The 15,741-nt window shown below is 60.8% G+C and carries 15 protein-coding genes and 1 pseudogene; 9 read left to right on the top strand and 7 right to left on the bottom strand.

The features are described 5' to 3' along the window. Positions 1-49: 49 nt before the first annotated feature. The 4 genes from IF204_RS00075 to IF204_RS00060 all read left to right on the top strand — a co-directional run bounded on the left by IF204_RS00075 (position 50) and on the right by IF204_RS00060 (position 5,222). On the top strand, positions 50-472 hold the full coding sequence (locus IF204_RS00075; protein ID WP_194093682.1) for a DUF1178 family protein: 423 nt from the start codon (positions 50-52) through the stop codon (positions 470-472). Between the two features lie 99 nt (positions 473-571). Next, the gene (locus IF204_RS00070) at positions 572-1,828 is read left to right on the top strand and encodes an aspartate kinase (protein ID WP_167637408.1); all 1,257 of its coding nucleotides are present in this window, start codon (positions 572-574) and stop codon (positions 1,826-1,828) included. 251 nt (positions 1,829-2,079) lie between these two features. Beyond that, on the top strand, positions 2,080-4,323 hold the full coding sequence (gene ptsP, locus IF204_RS00065; RefSeq protein ID WP_194098093.1) for a phosphoenolpyruvate--protein phosphotransferase: 2,244 nt from the start codon (positions 2,080-2,082) through the stop codon (positions 4,321-4,323). Between the two features lie 209 nt (positions 4,324-4,532). Continuing rightward, entirely contained in the window at positions 4,533-5,222 is a 690-nt protein-coding gene (locus IF204_RS00060; protein ID WP_228069243.1) for a helix-turn-helix transcriptional regulator, read from the top strand. Here IF204_RS00060 and IF204_RS00055 read toward each other — a convergent pair. Together IF204_RS00055 and IF204_RS00050 are read right to left on the bottom strand one after the other, a co-directional pair. After that, entirely contained in the window at positions 5,219-6,010 is a 792-nt protein-coding gene (locus IF204_RS00055) for an EcsC family protein (protein ID WP_194093679.1), read from the bottom strand. The genes IF204_RS00060 and IF204_RS00055 overlap by 4 nt on opposite strands. Then, a complete protein-coding gene (locus IF204_RS00050) occupies positions 5,970-6,530 on the bottom strand; it encodes a GNAT family N-acetyltransferase (protein ID WP_194093677.1) in 561 nt (186 codons plus the stop codon). Before IF204_RS00050 ends, IF204_RS00055 begins: the two co-directional genes overlap by 41 nt. Before the next feature lie 80 nt (positions 6,531-6,610). On the opposite strand from IF204_RS00050, the gene IF204_RS00045 reads away from it, so the two are divergent. The 5 genes and pseudogenes from IF204_RS00045 to IF204_RS00030 all read left to right on the top strand — a co-directional run bounded on the left by IF204_RS00045 (position 6,611) and on the right by IF204_RS00030 (position 10,208). Then, a complete protein-coding gene (locus IF204_RS00045) occupies positions 6,611-7,222 on the top strand; it encodes a flavin reductase family protein (RefSeq protein ID WP_194093675.1) in 612 nt (203 codons plus the stop codon). 66 nt (positions 7,223-7,288) lie between these two features. Beyond that, positions 7,289-8,155: pseudogene (locus tag IF204_RS00040) on the top strand (S-methyl-5'-thioadenosine phosphorylase); the annotation flags it as partial. Then, the gene (locus tag IF204_RS20000) at positions 8,132-8,368 is read left to right on the top strand and encodes a helix-turn-helix transcriptional regulator (RefSeq protein WP_322743299.1); all 237 of its coding nucleotides are present in this window, start codon (positions 8,132-8,134) and stop codon (positions 8,366-8,368) included. The pseudogene IF204_RS00040 and the gene IF204_RS20000, both read left to right, overlap by 24 nt. A gap of 57 nt (positions 8,369-8,425) precedes the next feature. Further along, entirely contained in the window at positions 8,426-8,956 is a 531-nt protein-coding gene (locus tag IF204_RS00035) for an adenine phosphoribosyltransferase (RefSeq protein WP_167637403.1), read from the top strand. Between the two features lie 40 nt (positions 8,957-8,996). Further along, positions 8,997-10,208, top strand: a complete 1,212-nt coding sequence (locus tag IF204_RS00030; RefSeq protein ID WP_194093671.1) for an HAD family hydrolase — start codon at positions 8,997-8,999, stop codon at positions 10,206-10,208. Here IF204_RS00030 and IF204_RS00025 read toward each other — a convergent pair. The 5 genes from IF204_RS00025 to IF204_RS00005 form a co-directional block, all read right to left on the bottom strand. Further along, a complete protein-coding gene (locus IF204_RS00025; protein WP_194093669.1) occupies positions 10,205-11,617 on the bottom strand; it encodes an FAD-binding oxidoreductase in 1,413 nt (470 codons plus the stop codon). The two genes, IF204_RS00030 and IF204_RS00025, sit on opposite strands and share 4 nt — an antisense overlap. A 71-nt stretch (positions 11,618-11,688) precedes the next feature. Then, complete coding sequence (locus IF204_RS00020; protein ID WP_194093667.1) at positions 11,689-12,273, bottom strand: GNAT family N-acetyltransferase; 585 nt, start codon at positions 12,271-12,273, stop codon at positions 11,689-11,691. After that, positions 12,273-13,538, bottom strand: a complete 1,266-nt coding sequence (locus IF204_RS00015; protein WP_167637397.1) for a M16 family metallopeptidase — start codon at positions 13,536-13,538, stop codon at positions 12,273-12,275. Before IF204_RS00015 ends, IF204_RS00020 begins: the two co-directional genes overlap by 1 nt. After that, the gene (thrC, locus tag IF204_RS00010) at positions 13,535-14,932 is read right to left on the bottom strand and encodes a threonine synthase (protein WP_194093666.1); all 1,398 of its coding nucleotides are present in this window, start codon (positions 14,930-14,932) and stop codon (positions 13,535-13,537) included. Before thrC ends, IF204_RS00015 begins: the two co-directional genes overlap by 4 nt. A gap of 3 nt (positions 14,933-14,935) precedes the next feature. Beyond that, complete coding sequence (locus IF204_RS00005) at positions 14,936-15,616, bottom strand: SURF1 family protein (RefSeq protein ID WP_194093665.1); 681 nt, start codon at positions 15,614-15,616, stop codon at positions 14,936-14,938. Between the last annotated feature and the right edge of the window lie 125 nt (positions 15,617-15,741).

Raw genomic sequence — 15,741 nt, 5'->3', positions numbered from 1 at the left:
ATAGATAGAGTAATCTAAGGCACTTGGCCGAAAAGGTGAAACCCGCCAGATGATCCGCTACACGCTCAAATGTGACCACGACCACAGCTTTGAAAGCTGGTTCCAGTCCGCCGATGCGTTCGACAAACTCCAGTCGGCCGGCATGGTGGCCTGCACCGCTTGCGGGTCGACCAAGGTCTCCAAATCACTGATGGCCCCCTCCGTGCGCACCGAAACCGCCAAGGAAAAGCCTACGCTCACCGCACCTGCCACCCCGCAGGAAGAGGCGCTGACCAAGCTGCGCAAGCATGTCGAGGCCAATTCGGAATACGTTGGAATGAAGTTCGCCGACGAGGCCCGCAAGATGCACGACGGCGACACGCCCGAGCGTCCGATCTACGGCGAGGCAAAGCCGCAGGACGCGATCAAACTGATCGAAGACGGCGTTCCGGTCATGCCGCTGCCATTCGCACCCCGAAAACAGACAAACTAGCCACAATATATGCTGTAAAACTGTTACAGCACTGCTTTGGCCAATTGCCCTTCGCGCCAATTGCCTTTATTCGGGCCGCGATCTTTTGAAGGGACAGCCATGCCGACGCTTGTCATGAAATTCGGCGGGACTTCGGTCGCCAATCTCGACCGCATTGCCCGCGCTGCAAAACGTGTCTCGCTCGAGGTCGCCAAAGGCTATGACGTCATCGTCATCGTCTCGGCCATGTCGGGCAAAACAAACGAACTCGTCGGCTGGGTAAATGAGACCTCGCCGCTGTACGACGCTCGCGAATACGACGCTGTCGTCTCGTCGGGCGAAAACGTGACCGCCGGTCTGATGGCGCTCCGTCTTCAGGAAATGGACATCCCCGCGCGTAGCTGGCAGGGTTGGCAGGTTCCGCTGCTGACCAACGGCGCGCACGGTTCGGCGCGGATCGAAGATATCCCGACCGACAACATCAACAAGAAATTCGGCGAAGGTATGCGTGTCGCCGTGGTTGCCGGTTTCCAGGGCCTGTCGCCCGAAGGCCGCATCACCACGCTGGGTCGCGGCGGCTCGGACACCACCGCCGTTGCATTCGCTGCTGCCTTCGGCGCAGAGCGTTGCGACATCTACACCGATGTGGACGGCGTTTACACGACCGACCCGCGCATCACGTCGAAGGCCCGCAAGCTCGACAAGATCGCTTTCGAAGAAATGCTGGAACTGGCCTCGCTCGGTGCGAAGGTTCTGCAAACCCGTTCGGTCGAACTGGCCATGCGCTATAACGTTAAGCTGCGCGTGCTGAGCTCGTTCGAAGAACCGTCAGATGATGCAGGCACGCTGGTCTGCGCAGAGGAGCAAATCATGGAATCCAACGTCGTTTCCGGTGTCGCCTATTCCCGCGAAGAAGCGAAAATGACCCTCGTCACCATTCAGGACAAGCCGGGCATCGCTGCGTCGATCTTCGGTCCGCTGGCGGACGCAGGTGTGAACGTGGACATGATCGTCCAGAACATCTCGGAGCAGAATTATCAGGGCCACGCCGGCGGCGTGACCGATATGACCTTCTCCTGCCCGATCGAGCAGCGCGCCCGCGCCGAAAAGGCTCTGAACGACGCCAAGGAAAAGGGCCTGATCGAGTTCGATCGCCTCGAAGCAGATACCGAAGTCGCCAAGGTTTCGGTCGTTGGCATCGGCATGCGCAGCCACGCAGGTGTTGCTGCCAAGATGTTCGACGTGCTGTCCAAGGAAGGCATCAACATCAAGGTCATCGCAACTTCGGAGATCAAAATCTCGGTTCTGATCGACCGCAAATACATGGAACTGGCTGTTCAAGCGCTGCACGACGCGTTCGAGCTCGACAAAGCCTGATCTGGCAAAAAACCAAGACTTTCAGAGGCCGCCTTTTCGGGCGGCCTTTTTATTGTGCAAATCTGCTCGCGCTCCGCACACTTGTAAGTCGAGTTTCCGTGACTAGATCGTATTAAGCATTGAAATATTGAAACAATTTTCTGCATCGCAGAATAAATACGATCAGTTGCACGGCAGTTATTTTTGAATGAACACTCCCAAAACCGCCGCCGTTCGCCTATACAGACCCTAACGAGGGAGCGGGAATGAAAATGGCCGAACGGTTCGAGACTGACAGCCGCAAAATGCTGGTTCGTCTACGCGATACTATGGCAGAGGATAGCGCGGGCCAGACACGGCTCGACAAGATCGTGCACCTCATCGCGACCTCGATGCAGACCGAAGTGTGCTCCATCTACCTTTTCCGCGATTCAGACACGCTTGAGCTTTGCGCGACCGAAGGTCTGCAAGAAGAAGCCGTGCACAATACCCGCCTGCGCCTCGGCGAGGGTCTCGTCGGCCGCGTTGCGCGCTCCCGCCAAGTCATCAATACAGCCGACGCCCCTGCCGAGAAGGGTTTCCGCTACATGCCGGAAACGGGCGAAGAACGCTATTCGTCGTTCTGCGGTGTGCCGATCCAGCGTCTTGGTTCGGTGCTCGGCGTTCTGGTCGTGCAGTCGAAAGATGCCCGCCAGTTTTCGTCCGATGAAGTCTACGCGCTCGAAGTCGTCGCGATGGTTCTGGCCGAGATGACAGAGCTTGGCGCGTTTATCGGTGATAGCGACGCTCTTTCCGCCCGCCATCAGCAGCCGATCATGTTCCGCGGCGTTCTGGGTCAGGAAGGCGCGGTCGAAGGCAACGTCTACCTTCACGAGCCGCGCGTCGTCGTCACCAACCCGATTGCCGAAGACATCGACCGCGAACTTGAGCGCCTTCAGGCTGGTGTCGATCAGCTACGCATTTCGGTCGACGAAATGCTCAACACCACGACCACCGTGAACGCCGAACAGGTGCAGGTGCTCGAAGCCTACCGCATGTTCGCCAACTCCAAGAGCTGGCGTCGCCGGATGGAAGAGGACGTCAAAAGCGGCCTCTCCGCCGAAGCTGCGGTTGAGAAAGAACAGTCGCTGGCCCGCTCCCGTCTGAACCAGTCGGGCGATGCCTATCTGCGTGAACGTCTGCACGACCTCGACGACCTGTCGAACCGCCTGCTGCGCATCCTTACCGGTCAGGGCAAGGAAACCGGCGCAGAGATGCCCGAGAACCCCGTTCTCATTGCCCGCAATATCGGTCCGGGCGAGTTGCTGGAATACGGTAAATCGCTGAAGGGCATTGTCCTCGAAGAAGGCAGCGTCGGTTCGCACGCTGCTGTAGTGGCCCGCGCTTGGGCGATCCCGCTAGTCATCAATGCTCGCAACATCACGACCGAAGCGCTGAACGGCGACGTGATCCTTGTCGATGGGGATCAGGGTGTCGTCCACCTTCGCCCCGATGAGAACGTCCAGAAGGCGTTCCAAGACAAGATTGCGATGCAGGCCCGCGCGCAGGAGCGTTACGCGTCGATCCGCGACCTGCCTGCCACGGCGCTGTGTGGCAATACAATCAATCTGAGCATGAACGCGGGTCTGATGGCCGACTTGCCGTCATTGCCCAGTTCGGGTGCCGAGGGCGTTGGCCTCTTCCGCACCGAGCTTCAGTTCCTGATCCGCAACCAGATGCCCAAACGCGCCGAGCTTTCCGCGCTCTACGCCCGCGTCATGGATGCGGCCCAAGGTAAGCGCGTGGTGTTCCGCACGCTCGACATCGGTTCGGACAAGGTGCTGCCCTACATGAAGCCGAACGACGAGCCGAACCCCGCGATGGGTTGGCGCGCGATCCGCGTGGGCCTCGATAAGCCTGGTGTTCTCCAGATGCAGCTTCAGGCGCTCTTGCGTGCATCCAACGGGCGTCCGCTGTCTGTGATGTTCCCCTTCGTCGCCCAGATGACCGAATTCCAGGAAGCCCGCGCCGAACTGGACAAAATGGTCGAACGCGAAATTATCCTCGGCCATCCCGTGCCGGAAAAGATCGAAGTCGGCGCGATGCTGGAAACACCCAGCCTCGCCTTCGCACCCGATGCGTTCTTTGAACAGGTGGATTTCCTGTCCATCGGTGGCAACGACCTCAAGCAGTTCTTCTTCGCTGCCGACCGCGAAAACGAACGTGTGCGACGCCGCTATGACACGCTCAATTGCAGCTTCCTGTCGCTGATCGAAATGATCGTGCAGCGCTGTGAAAAGGCCGGAAAGCCCGTGTCGTTCTGTGGTGAGGATGCCGGCCGCCCGATCGAGGCGATCTGCCTTGCCGCCATCGGTCTGCGCAGCCTGTCGATGCGCCCCGCGTCCATCGGTCCGGTGAAGCACTTGCTCCGCCGCGTGAACCTCAATGACGCAAAAGACGTGATTTATGAATCGCGCGAGCGCGGAGACCAGTCGGTCCGCGAGTCGATCACGAACTGGTTGGCTTACGGCGGTTGACCAATGCGTAAAGGAGTGGTCAAGCTAGGGCCACTCACTACCCCTCGGCAAATACGCCTCGCTCGCTCGACAAAAGAAGATCGTGATATAAAAAAAGACCACTCCTTTACACCTTAAAGTGTAGTGTAGGGGTATCGTCATTGATATCCCCTGAGAGGAGGGGGAAAATTTAGTTGCAGGTTTTAAGACGCGCCGTCGAAATCGAGCAGATGTCCGATAGTTCGGAAATTTGGTCGGCGCTTGTTCAGACGTTAGCCACCGAAGGGCTCACGTTCGTTAATTACATAACTTCGGACCCGGACCGGAAAGACGTAGAACTCCGCACGACCTGCCCCGCGCTTTATGAAAGCCGCGCCGCAGATTGCGATCCGTTTTTGCTTTACTGTTGTAATACTTACGCGGCCACACCGACCGGCTCTGACCATGTGGACGACTACCCTCACCTGAGCCTCGATGACCGTATGTTCATCGTGAAAGCGGGCAAGCTCGGCTTTCGGTCGGGCCTTGGCATTCCCATGCGGCTCTTCGGGGCGGGCCGTTTCGGTGGGTTCAATATCGGTGCCGATCTGCCCCGCGCAGAGTTCGCCACGCGCTTCCATCACAGATCAGAAGAACTGCGGTTCTTCCTCATGCTGGTGCACCGAAGGTTCGAGGAACTGTCCGGCGGCGGTCCCGTTAAAATTGCATTCGATTTGAATGAAAAGAAATTCGCGTCCCTCTCTCCTCGCGAGGCTGAGGTGCTGTCGATCGTCACAAGCGGCGTGACCCAGAAGGAATGCGCGCGCATCTGCGGAATTTCCCACTACACGGTCGCCGAGTACCTCAAAAGTGCCTATCGCAAACTGGGTGTCCGCAACCGCGTGGAGGCGGCCCACATCATCGCCAATCACAAGCGTTAGGCTGTCGGCACCTTGCGCCCGAGGTGCTTGTGGAACTCCTCGATCACCTGCTGGTCGTCATAAAGCCGCGCAAGCTGGCGCAGGGCAAAGTGCACATGCGCGAGTTCGGTGTAATAGCTGACGAACGCGAGGTTGGTGCCCGCACCTGCTGCGGCACCGATCACGGGCACAGCTTGCGAGGCGAGCTTCTGCGTGATGACCGCACCGAACTTCGGCGCGACCTTGTTGATCAGGCCGTGCACCGCAGGGCCGGAGATGCTGAGACGCGCACCGAAGAACGCGGTGTCCAATCCGTTGTCGTCCGCTCCGACGTTGCCCGCACCGAACACACGCAGGCACTCCATACGGGTGACTTCGCTTTCAGGATCTTCACCGTATTCAGCGGCGATAGACAGGACAGAGCGGAAGATGACCGTGGTTGTCACGGGGATCTCGGCCAGCGCGGTGGGCAATCCGCCAAATCCGCCGACAGCGCCGGAAACGGCAGCGGCCAGCTTGTGACTGCGGCTGGAGGAGACTTTGCCCAGCGGCCCACCACGCGACGCCTTGGCAACGTTGAAGCTCTGCTCCAGCGCGGCCTTGGCGATATTATCAACCTGCTTGCGAAAACCTTCGGGGAGCAGCTTCATACCGTCCTCGACCTGATTGCCGACGAAGTTGATGGCTTTCATCAGCACTCCGCCCGCCTTGCGTTGACGCACGGCGAGGGCCGCGATCTCTGCGCGGGCCTGATCGGTCAGCGGTTGGTCAGGGTTGACGACTTTCAGCGTCGGCGTGTTCTGGTCCATGATCGATAAGATGGGGCCGCCCGCCCGGATTGCAATCCGGCGCTTGCGTCACATCGCCATGAACACCCACCCACGCACCAGGCGCGAGGTCGTAGCCCAGCACGCGGTCGGGGTTGGTCGGGGGCGGCATCAGCACGCCTTTTAGCGGAAAAAAACCGAACCGCTTGTAGTAGGGATAATCGCCGACGAGCATCACGCGGCTCCAGCCCAGATCATGAGCGCGGTTCAGAACCTTGCGCATCAGAATACCGCCGACGCCTTCACCCTGACGGGTCGGGTGGACGGCAATAGGGCCGAGGAGGATCGCCAGACGGTCGCCGACATGCACAGGCCAGTTGCGGATCACGCCTGCCAGAGTGCCGTCATTGTCACGCGCCGTGAAGCAGAGCTTGGCCACGGGATCGACGCCGTCACGGAGACGGTAGGACGACAGCGCCGTCCGGCCGGGAGCAAAACAGAGGTCGTAAAGTGCCTCGACTTCCCACCAATCGTGAGCCGTTTCCTCTGCCAATTCGATCATTAGGACAGGATTCTCCCCTTCTCTCTGGATTGCGCCGTAACATGACGCTACCTCTGCCGCAAACGACAAGAGGGCGACCGATGTTCTATAAACCGACCGAGGGCCACGGCCTGCCGCACAATCCGTTCAGCGCAATTGTATCCCCGCGTCCGATCGGATGGATTTCGACCCGCGGGAATAACGGGCTCGATAACCTCGCGCCGTATTCGTTCTTCAATGCCGTTGCTTACGAGCCGCCGCAGGTGATGTTTGCCGCCAACGGCTCCAAGGCCGACCGCGATTTCGGAAAGGACACCCTGTCCAACATCCGCGAAACCGGCGTGTTCTGCGTCAATATCGTGGACTTTGCCTCGCGCGATCTGATGAACGCGACCTCTGCCAGCCACCCCGCTCACATCAACGAATTCGAAGCGGCAGGCATCGATCATATGGAGTGCGAAACCATCCCCTGCGGCCGCGTCGCCAAAGCCCCAGCCTCGCTTGAATGCCGCATGACGCAGATCGTGCAGCTTGAAGGTAAAAGCAGCCACGCGGTCTTTGGCGAGGTCATCGGCATCCACATGCGCGACGACTGCGTCATCGACGGCGTTTTCGACGTGACCAGCTTCCAGCCGCTGTCCCGTCTGGGCTACCGTGATTACGCCGTGGTCAAAGAGGTCTTCTCGCTGACCCGCCCCGACGACAAAAAGTAATCTTTGCCTTGCGCCGTATCCACGCCTTGGGCAACGTGGGCGCAGGACACAACCATAGGGTGCATCATGCAGACAAAGATCGGGATCATCGGTGGATCGGGCGTTTATGACATCGCGGGCCTTGAGGATCGCGATTGGGTCACGGTCGAAACGCCGTGGGGAATGCCCTCCGACGATCTGCTGACCGGCACCTACAACGGCACCCCGATGGTGTTCCTGCCCCGCCACGGGCGCGGTCACGTCCAGACGCCGAGCACGGTGAACTACCGTGCCAACATCGCCGCGCTCAAAATGATGGGCGTGACGGATGTGTTCAGCGTCTCCGCCTGCGGATCGTTCCGCGAAGAAATGGCCCCCGGTGATTTCGTGATCGTCGACCAGTTCATCGACCGCACCTTCGCGCGCGAGAAAACCTTTTTCGGCCCCGGCCTTGTCGCCCACGTTTCGGTCGCCCATCCGACCTGCGCGCGCCTGATGGACGCTGCCGTTGCCGCTGCCGACAGCGCGGGCGTGACCGTCCACAAGGGCGGCACCTACCTCGCGATGGAAGGGCCGCAGTTCAGCTCTGCCGCCGAAAGCCACATGTACCGCGCATGGGGCTGCGACGTGATCGGCATGACCAATATGCCCGAGGCGAAGCTCGCCCGCGAGGCAGAGCTCTGCTACGCCTCCATTGCCATGGTCACCGACTACGACAGCTGGCACCCCGACCACGGCGCGGTCGATGTGTCCGACGTTATCGCCACGCTCAAGGGCAACTCGACCAAGGCCGTCGACACCGTCGCCGCCTTCCCCGCGCAGCTCCCCGCCGACCGCACGCCCTGCCCCTGCGGCTGCGACACCGCGCTCGAATACGCGATCATGACTGCGCCCGATAAGCGCGACCCAGAGATGATCGAGAAACTGCGGGTGATTGCGGGGCGGGTGCTTGGGGAGAAAGGCGTGAACAGTGTTTTCGTTGCTAACATCCAAGCAATCCTGAAGGACCACCCGACACACAATGCAGGCACTCTTGCCGCGTCTTGTGGGCTGAGCCGAACCGCCATCTACGATATTATCAACGGCCGGTCGAATTCTCCGCGCCTAGATACGGCGGCAAAGATTGCTGAAGTTCTCGGTGTGAAGTTAGCTGACCTGCTGGAATGATTGCGGGGCGGGTTCTGGGCTGATACCTCGCCTCTGTAAGGACCAAAGGATCTGGCCATGAAAAACGTCAAAGATTACATCCGCACCATTCCCGACTTCCCCCACGAAGGCATCATGTTCCGCGACGTGACCACGCTGTTCAGCGATCCGCGCGGGTTTCGCATGGCCGTGGACCAACTCGTCTATCCCTATATGGACGTGCAGATCGACAAGGTGATCGGCCTTGAGGCGCGTGGCTTCATCCTCGGCGGCGCGGTGGCGCACCAACTAGCCGTGGGCTTCGTGCCCGTGCGCAAAAAGGGCAAACTCCCAGGCAAAGTGATCTCGCAAGACTACACGCTGGAATACGGCGAAGCGACGGTCGAGATGCACGACGACGCCCTCAAAGCCGGTGAGCGCGTTCTGATCGTAGACGACCTTCTGGCCACGGGCGGCACCGCTGCGGCGGGGATCAAGCTGGTCGAACGTCTCGGCGCGGAAGTCGTCGCCTGCGCATTCGTCGTGGACCTGCCAGAGCTTGGCGGGCGCAAGGCGCTGGCTAGCATGAATATCGACGTCCATACGATCTGCGAATTCGAAGGCGCCTGATCCGAACCACAGAGTGGCTGCCAAATCTTGAGGAGACTTGATGACCACCCTGCACCGTCCCGAAGAACTGGACACCGCAACGGCTCACCTCGCCCGCAAGCTGGCGCCTGTTCTGATGTTGGACAGTGGCGAGCCGTTTGCCCCCGATACCGTTGGCGTGACACGGCTCTCGGTCGGGGAGCCGTCGCCCAGTTGCCCCCACATTCCCACTGGGCCGAACGGCACAAGCTGCGTGCTGGAGTTCGCGATCTGGTGGGCGGGGGACACCCCACACAACTACGATCTTGAACACATCTGGATCGCAGTCGATGCGGACGGCAATGGCCTTTCCGTTTCGGCAAGCGCCCACGGCGGGGTGATCGACCTTCCTGATGCCGAATGGACCGACGGTCGGCCAGTGATCTACGGCGTACCGGGCAAGCGCATGTTTGCCTCAACGCCTGACGCCATCAAGGCCCTTAGGTGTACCAGCGCTTCGGAAGAAGACGCTACTGGCATCTTGATGAACGGCATGTTCGCCGCGCAGCTCAGCTTCGTGACGCCGTATGATCAATTCCTCGTTCGCGAAGACCTTCGCTCGCTCCGCCCTACGCCAACGTTCGAATTCACCCGCGTCGCTCCCCTCAATGAGGCCCGCTTTGTGAGCTGGGACGAACTCGCGCTGGAAATCCCACGCATCATCCGCGACCAGTGCGAAGACCTCCGCAGTCGCAGGCGAGGTCTCAAAGCCGTCTTCCTCGACAGTGGCGACACCCTCATCAACGAGATGACAGAAGTGTTCGACCCTCACCACGACGGCCTCGTTCTCAGCGCCGAGCCGATCGACGGCGCACTCGACCTCATGGAAGCTCTTCGGGGCCGCGTTCCAACGGCGCTCGTTGCCGATGGTCGGGTGGAGAGCTTCCGGAATGTCCACGGCGCGCTCGGTTTTTACGATTATTTCGACGCTCGCGCGATCTCCGAAACGGTCGGAGTTACCAAGCCCCACCCGCTCATGTTCATTGATGCCATGCGTAAGCTTGGCCTCCGCCGCGAGGACGCGAGCGGCATCCTGATGGTCGGCAACAACCTCCACCGCGACATTCGCGGCGCGCGACGGCTCGGCATCGGCACGGTCTGGCTGAACTGGAACGACCGCTACGACCGCACATCGCAGGACCCGATGGACAAAGCCGACCACGAGGTCAGAACCCCGCGCGAAGTCCTCGCGCTCATCGAAAGCGAACTCGCCGCCTCCGGTTTTGCCGATTAAAGCGGCCGCAACACCGCGCCAGGGTTCATGATGCCCTTCGGGTCAAGCGCGTGCTTGATCGCCTTCATCATCGCCAGCTTTTGCGGGTCCGCATATTTCTCAAGGTCCGCGACCTTGAAGCGCCCCACTCCATGCTCTGCGCTGAACGACCCCTCGTATTTCGCGACCAGATCGTGGATCGTGTCTTTCACGGCGGTCTTCAGATGATCGTATTCGTCGCGCGTTCGCCCCTCGGCAGGGAAGACGTTGTAATGCAGATTGCCGTCGCCCAAGTGGCCGAAACAGTTGATGCGGAAATCACCGACCTTGGCCAGAACGCCCGGTGCTTCGGCGATATAGTCAGGGATCAGCGACAACGGGATAGAGATATCATGCGACGAAATCGACCCGATGCGGCGATTGCCCTCGGGAATGTTCTCGCGAATGCTCCAGAAGGCCGCGCGCTGCGCCTCGCTCTGGGCCACCGCACCATCGGACACCAGCCCCTGCTCCATCGCAGCCACAAACAGCCCTTCGAGTGCATCCTGCGGAGACTGCCCTTCGGCCAGCCCAAGGTCGATCAGCACCGACCACTCGGGCAGTTCCTCGAACGGTTTCGCGAAGTCGACACCGGTCTCGTCCATGAACCGCAAACCCTGACGGTTCATCAATTCAAACCCCGAAATCCCCTCACCAATCCGCGCCTGCGCCAGCGCCAGCAAATCCAGCGCTGCCTTCGGCGAAGGCACGACCATCACCGCCGTCCCGTTCGAAACAGGTTGCGGCACCAGCTTCAACGCAGCCGCCGTGATAACCCCGAGCGTCCCTTCCGCCCCGATCAACAAATCGCGCAGATCATAACCGGTGTTGTCCTTGCGCAGCCGCGTCAGACCGTTCCAGACCTCACCTGCAGCCGTCACGACCTCAAGCCCCAGAACCTGCGCCCGCGCATTGCCGTAGCGCAGCACGTTCAACCCGCCCGCATTGGTGCCAAGCAGCCCGCCAATCCGCGCGGTGCCTTCCGACGCGAGCGACAGCGGAAAAAGACGCCCGACATCCGCCGCAGCCGCCTGCACGTCCGCGAGAATACAACCCGCGTCACAGACCAGCACGTTCTCGGTCGGGAAAACCTCGCGGATGGAGTTCATCCGCTCAAGGCTCAGCACCACAGGCACCGCGCCCTCGCCAGACACCTGACCACCAACAACGCCCGTGCCGCCGCCGTAGGGCACAATCCCCACGCCTGCCTCGGAACACGCCTTCACGATAGCAGCAACGGCCTCGGTGTTTCGCGGCGCCAGCACGGTTCCGCGACCCGTCCACCGACCGCGCGGCTCTTTCAGGTACTTCTCGCTATCGGCAATCACGAGGTCCTGCCCAAGCGCCTCCACCAGTCCTGCAATGAATTCAGGGGTCGCATCGTTCAGCATCGGGGCCTCCTGCCTTTGTGCTCCAAATATCCCGGGGGTGAGGCCGCAAGGCCGAGGGGGCAGCGCCCCCCTTAACCGACGTCGGTGCGTCCCCGACGGTCGGCACGCAAATTGGCGTAGAGCACGTGGTTTCGCCAACGCCCGTTGATCTGCAAATAACTCTGGGCCACGCCTTCGTACTTGTACCCGCAGCTTTCCAGCAGACGGCGCGACGGCGCGTTTTCGGGCAGACATCCTGCCTCGATCCGGCTCAGGTCCAGATCGACAAAGGCGTAGTGCACGACAGCGAGGATCGCCTCGCGCATATAGCCCATCCGCGCAAACTTCTCGCCGGTCCAATAGCCGGTCGTGCCCGATTGCGCAGGTCCACGGCGAATATTGTCGAGCGTGATCGCGCCTACAAGCTGTTGGTCTTCACGGCGGATCAGAAACAGCGGCATCGCCGTCTGGTTGGCGATGGACCGCTGGGACCAGTATACACGGTTGGTGAACGCCTTGCGCGACAGGTGATCGTCAGCCCAAGTCGGCTCCCACGGGGTCAGAAACGCGCGGCTCTGGTGACGCAATTCCGACCACGCACGCCAATCGCCATGCTCCGGCGGGCGGAGTGTCAGGCGCTCTGTCTCGAGCCGGACTTTCCGCTTGCGTGCGAGCATCAGGCAGCCAGCCTCGCGCGTAATTCTTCGAGCGTCGGAGCCTTCTGGCCCGGACCGTAGATCGCCATCGCGGTCGCAGCCTCGCTCGCCATCTGCTCTGCGAAGGCGTTGACCTTTTCGACCGTGACGTTGTCGACATGCTCGACAACTTCATCGAGCCCAATAATGCGGTTCTTGGAATGCAGCATGTGAGCCAGACGTTCGGCACGGCTCGACGGGCTTTCCAGCCCCATCAACAGGCTCGCCTTCATCTGCGCACGCGCACGCGCAACCTCGGTCTCGGTCAACGAGCCGACGGCGCGCTTCATCTCGTCGATGGTCAGTTCGGCAAGGTTGCCGATCTGATCCCCCGAGGTCCCCGCATAGAGCGTCATCATGCCGGTGTCGGCATAGGCTCCCATCTGCGCGAAGATCGAATAGCACAGGCCACGGTTTTCGCGGATTTCTTGAAACAGGCGGCTGGAAATGCCCCCGCCCATCGCCGACGAATAGATCTGCGCGGTGTAGATCTCGTCATCAAGGTAGTTCGGCGCTTCGAAGCCCAGCGTGAAGTGGACCTGCTCCAGAGCTTTCAACTCGCGGCGCTCACCGCCGCTGAATGCAGCGGGCGTGTAGGCCAGACGCGAGCCTTTAGGCTTCAGATCGCCGAAGATCTCTTCGGCCTGCGCGACAATCTCGTCGTGATCGACCGCACCGGCGGCGGCGAGGATCATGTTCTCTGGCAGATACTGCTCGGACATGAAGCCCGACAGATCGACCGACTGGAACGCCGACACACGCTCGGACGGGCCGAGGATCGTGCGGCCCAGCGGCTGATCGGGATAGGCAGCCTCTTGCAGCCAATCGAACACGATGTCGTCGGGCGTGTCGTATGACAGACCGATTTCCTGAAGGATCACCGACCGCTCGACGTCGACGTCATGCGGGTTGAACACCGGATTGATGAGGATATCGCCGATGATATCCAGCCCCAGCCGCACGTCCTCTTCGAGCACGCGGGCGTAATAGGCCGTCATCTCGCGGCTGGTGTAGGCGTTGATATAACCGCCTACGTCCTCGATCGCTTCGGCGATTTGCAGGGCAGTGCGCTTCTTGGTGCCCTTGAACGCCATGTGTTCGAGGAAGTGCGCAATACCGTTCTGTTCGATCCGCTCGTTGCGAGCGCCCGCCATGACCCATACGCCGATCGAGGCCGACTTCAGCCCCGGCATGGTTTCAGTTGCGATACGGAACCCGTTCTTCAGGGTGTGGGTGCGGATAGTCAACGCGCGCGACGCTCCCGGATGATTGCCTGTAGGGCCGCAAGGTCGTTCGGCACCTGCGTTACCCGTTCCGAACGTTCATACAGGTCGGCCATGCGCGGGGGAAGAGGCGGACGAATACCCGACGCATTTTCAACGGCATCGGGGAACTTGGCCGGATGCGCGGTGGCGAGGGTGATCATCGGCACTTCGGGGTTATGACGCTGGTGCGCATAGCCCACGTGGACGCCAACGGCGGAGTGCGGGCAGAGCAGTTCGCCCGACTCGGTCAGGGTCGACGCGATGGTGATCGAGGTGGTTTCCTCGTCAGCCTTACCGCTGTCGTAGTTCTCGCGGAGCGCAGCCATCGCGTTGTCCGAGATGCGGAACGAACCCGAGGTTTTCAGTTCATCCATCAGCGACGAAACCGCCGCGCCATCCTTGTCGTGCGCCCAGAACAGGGCACGTTCGAAGTTCGACGACACTTCGATATCCATCGAGGGAGAGATCGACGGCTTCACGCCTTTCTTGGCGTAATCGTTCGATTCCATGCAACGATGCAGGATGTCGTTCTGGTTGGTCGCGATCACGAGGCGGTCGATCGGTAGGCCCATCTGCTTTGCGATGAAGCCCGCGAAAATGTCACCGAAATTGCCGGTCGGCACGGTGAAGGACACCTTGCGGTGCGGCGCGCCGACGCTGACAGCCGACGAGAAGTAGTACACGACCTGCGCCAGCACGCGACCCCAGTTGATCGAGTTGACGCCCGCAAGGTGAACCTCGTCACGGAAATCGAAGTCGTTAAACATGTCCTTAAGCTTGCTCTGGCAGTCATCGAAGTCGCCTTCGACGGCGAGCGCGTGGACGTTGTCCTCGACCGAAGTAGTCATCTGGCGGCGCTGCACTTCCGACACGCGGCCGTGCGGGTACATGATGAAGACGTCGACGTTATCGAGGCCGCGGAACGCTTCGATCGCGGCCGAACCCGTGTCGCCCGAAGTCGCACCGACGATGGTGATGCGCTTGCCCGAACGTGCGAGGGCGGCTTGCATCATCTGGCCGATGATCTGCATGGCGAAGTCTTTGAACGCCAGCGTCGGGCCGTGGAACAGCTCCAGCAGGAAATGGTTCGGAGCGAGCTGCACCAGCGGCGCGCGGGCGATGTGACCGAAGCTGCCGTAAGCCTTGGCGATCAGTTCGCGAAATTCTTCGTCGGTGAAGGTGTCCGCAATGAACGGCTTCATCACCGCAAACGCGATCTCTTCGTAGGATTTGCCAGCCAGCGCCGCGATCTCGTCCGCCGTCATGGTCGGGACGGTTTCAGGCACATAGAGGCCGCCGTCACGGGCAAGGCCGGTCATCATGGCTTCTTCGAAGCTCAGCGAGGGGGCCTGTCCACGGGTCGAGATATAGCGCATTGGTTAAACCTTCTTGGATTCTTTGCCGGAGCGAATGAAGAAATAAACGGACATGACCGCCCAGACCAAGGCCAGACTGAACCATGTGATGACATATTCGAGATGGTTGTTGCGGATATTCACCGTATCGACCGGCACGGGGATGACACGAGGGTCCGGCGCACTCGATGCGCGAAGGGCAACCATGAACGGTTCGGCGTCCAGCGTGTCGCTCATGCGGGCCACATCGCGGGCGAACCAGATGTTCTTTTCCAGATCGGGCGCGGGCGAGCTGTCCGCCGCATCGTCAGGCCAGATCAGGTTACCGATGATCCGCTGCTCGCTCGTCGCAGGCGCGGTCTCCTTGGCTTCGAGCGGCAGGATGCCCTCGTCCACCATGATGCTCCGTCCGTCCACATCCCAGAGCGAGATGACGCGGTAGCCGGTGCCCGCCATCGTGCCGGACGATAGGACGTGCAGTTCCTGCCCCGTCGGTGTGCCGGTCAGCTCTACCGGTTTGTAGTCGTCGGTCACCGGATCGGGGTTTTCTGGCAGAACTACAGGATCGGCGACCAGACGCGATTCCATCTCTTCGATGATGCCGAGCTTCCATTCGAGCCGTTGCATCTGCCACATGCCGAGCGAAATCAGGATCACCACACCGCCGATCCCAAGGGTCAGCAGAAACAGTAAACGACGGCTCATATCCGGTCTCCTCATGCAAAACCGCGCGGAGTTGGCTCCGCGCGGTTCATTGTCCTTTCAGAGCGGAGGGTCAAGACCCGCCGGCAATGATTAGCCTGCCATGCCCCAGATGTAGACGGCGGCGA

Source organism: Marivivens aquimaris, from assembly GCF_015220045.1.
GTDB lineage: Bacteria > Pseudomonadota > Alphaproteobacteria > Rhodobacterales > Rhodobacteraceae > Marivivens > Marivivens aquimaris.
The sequence above is the reverse complement of the archived record's forward strand: the minus strand, read 5'-3'. Positions and strand labels throughout refer to the sequence as shown.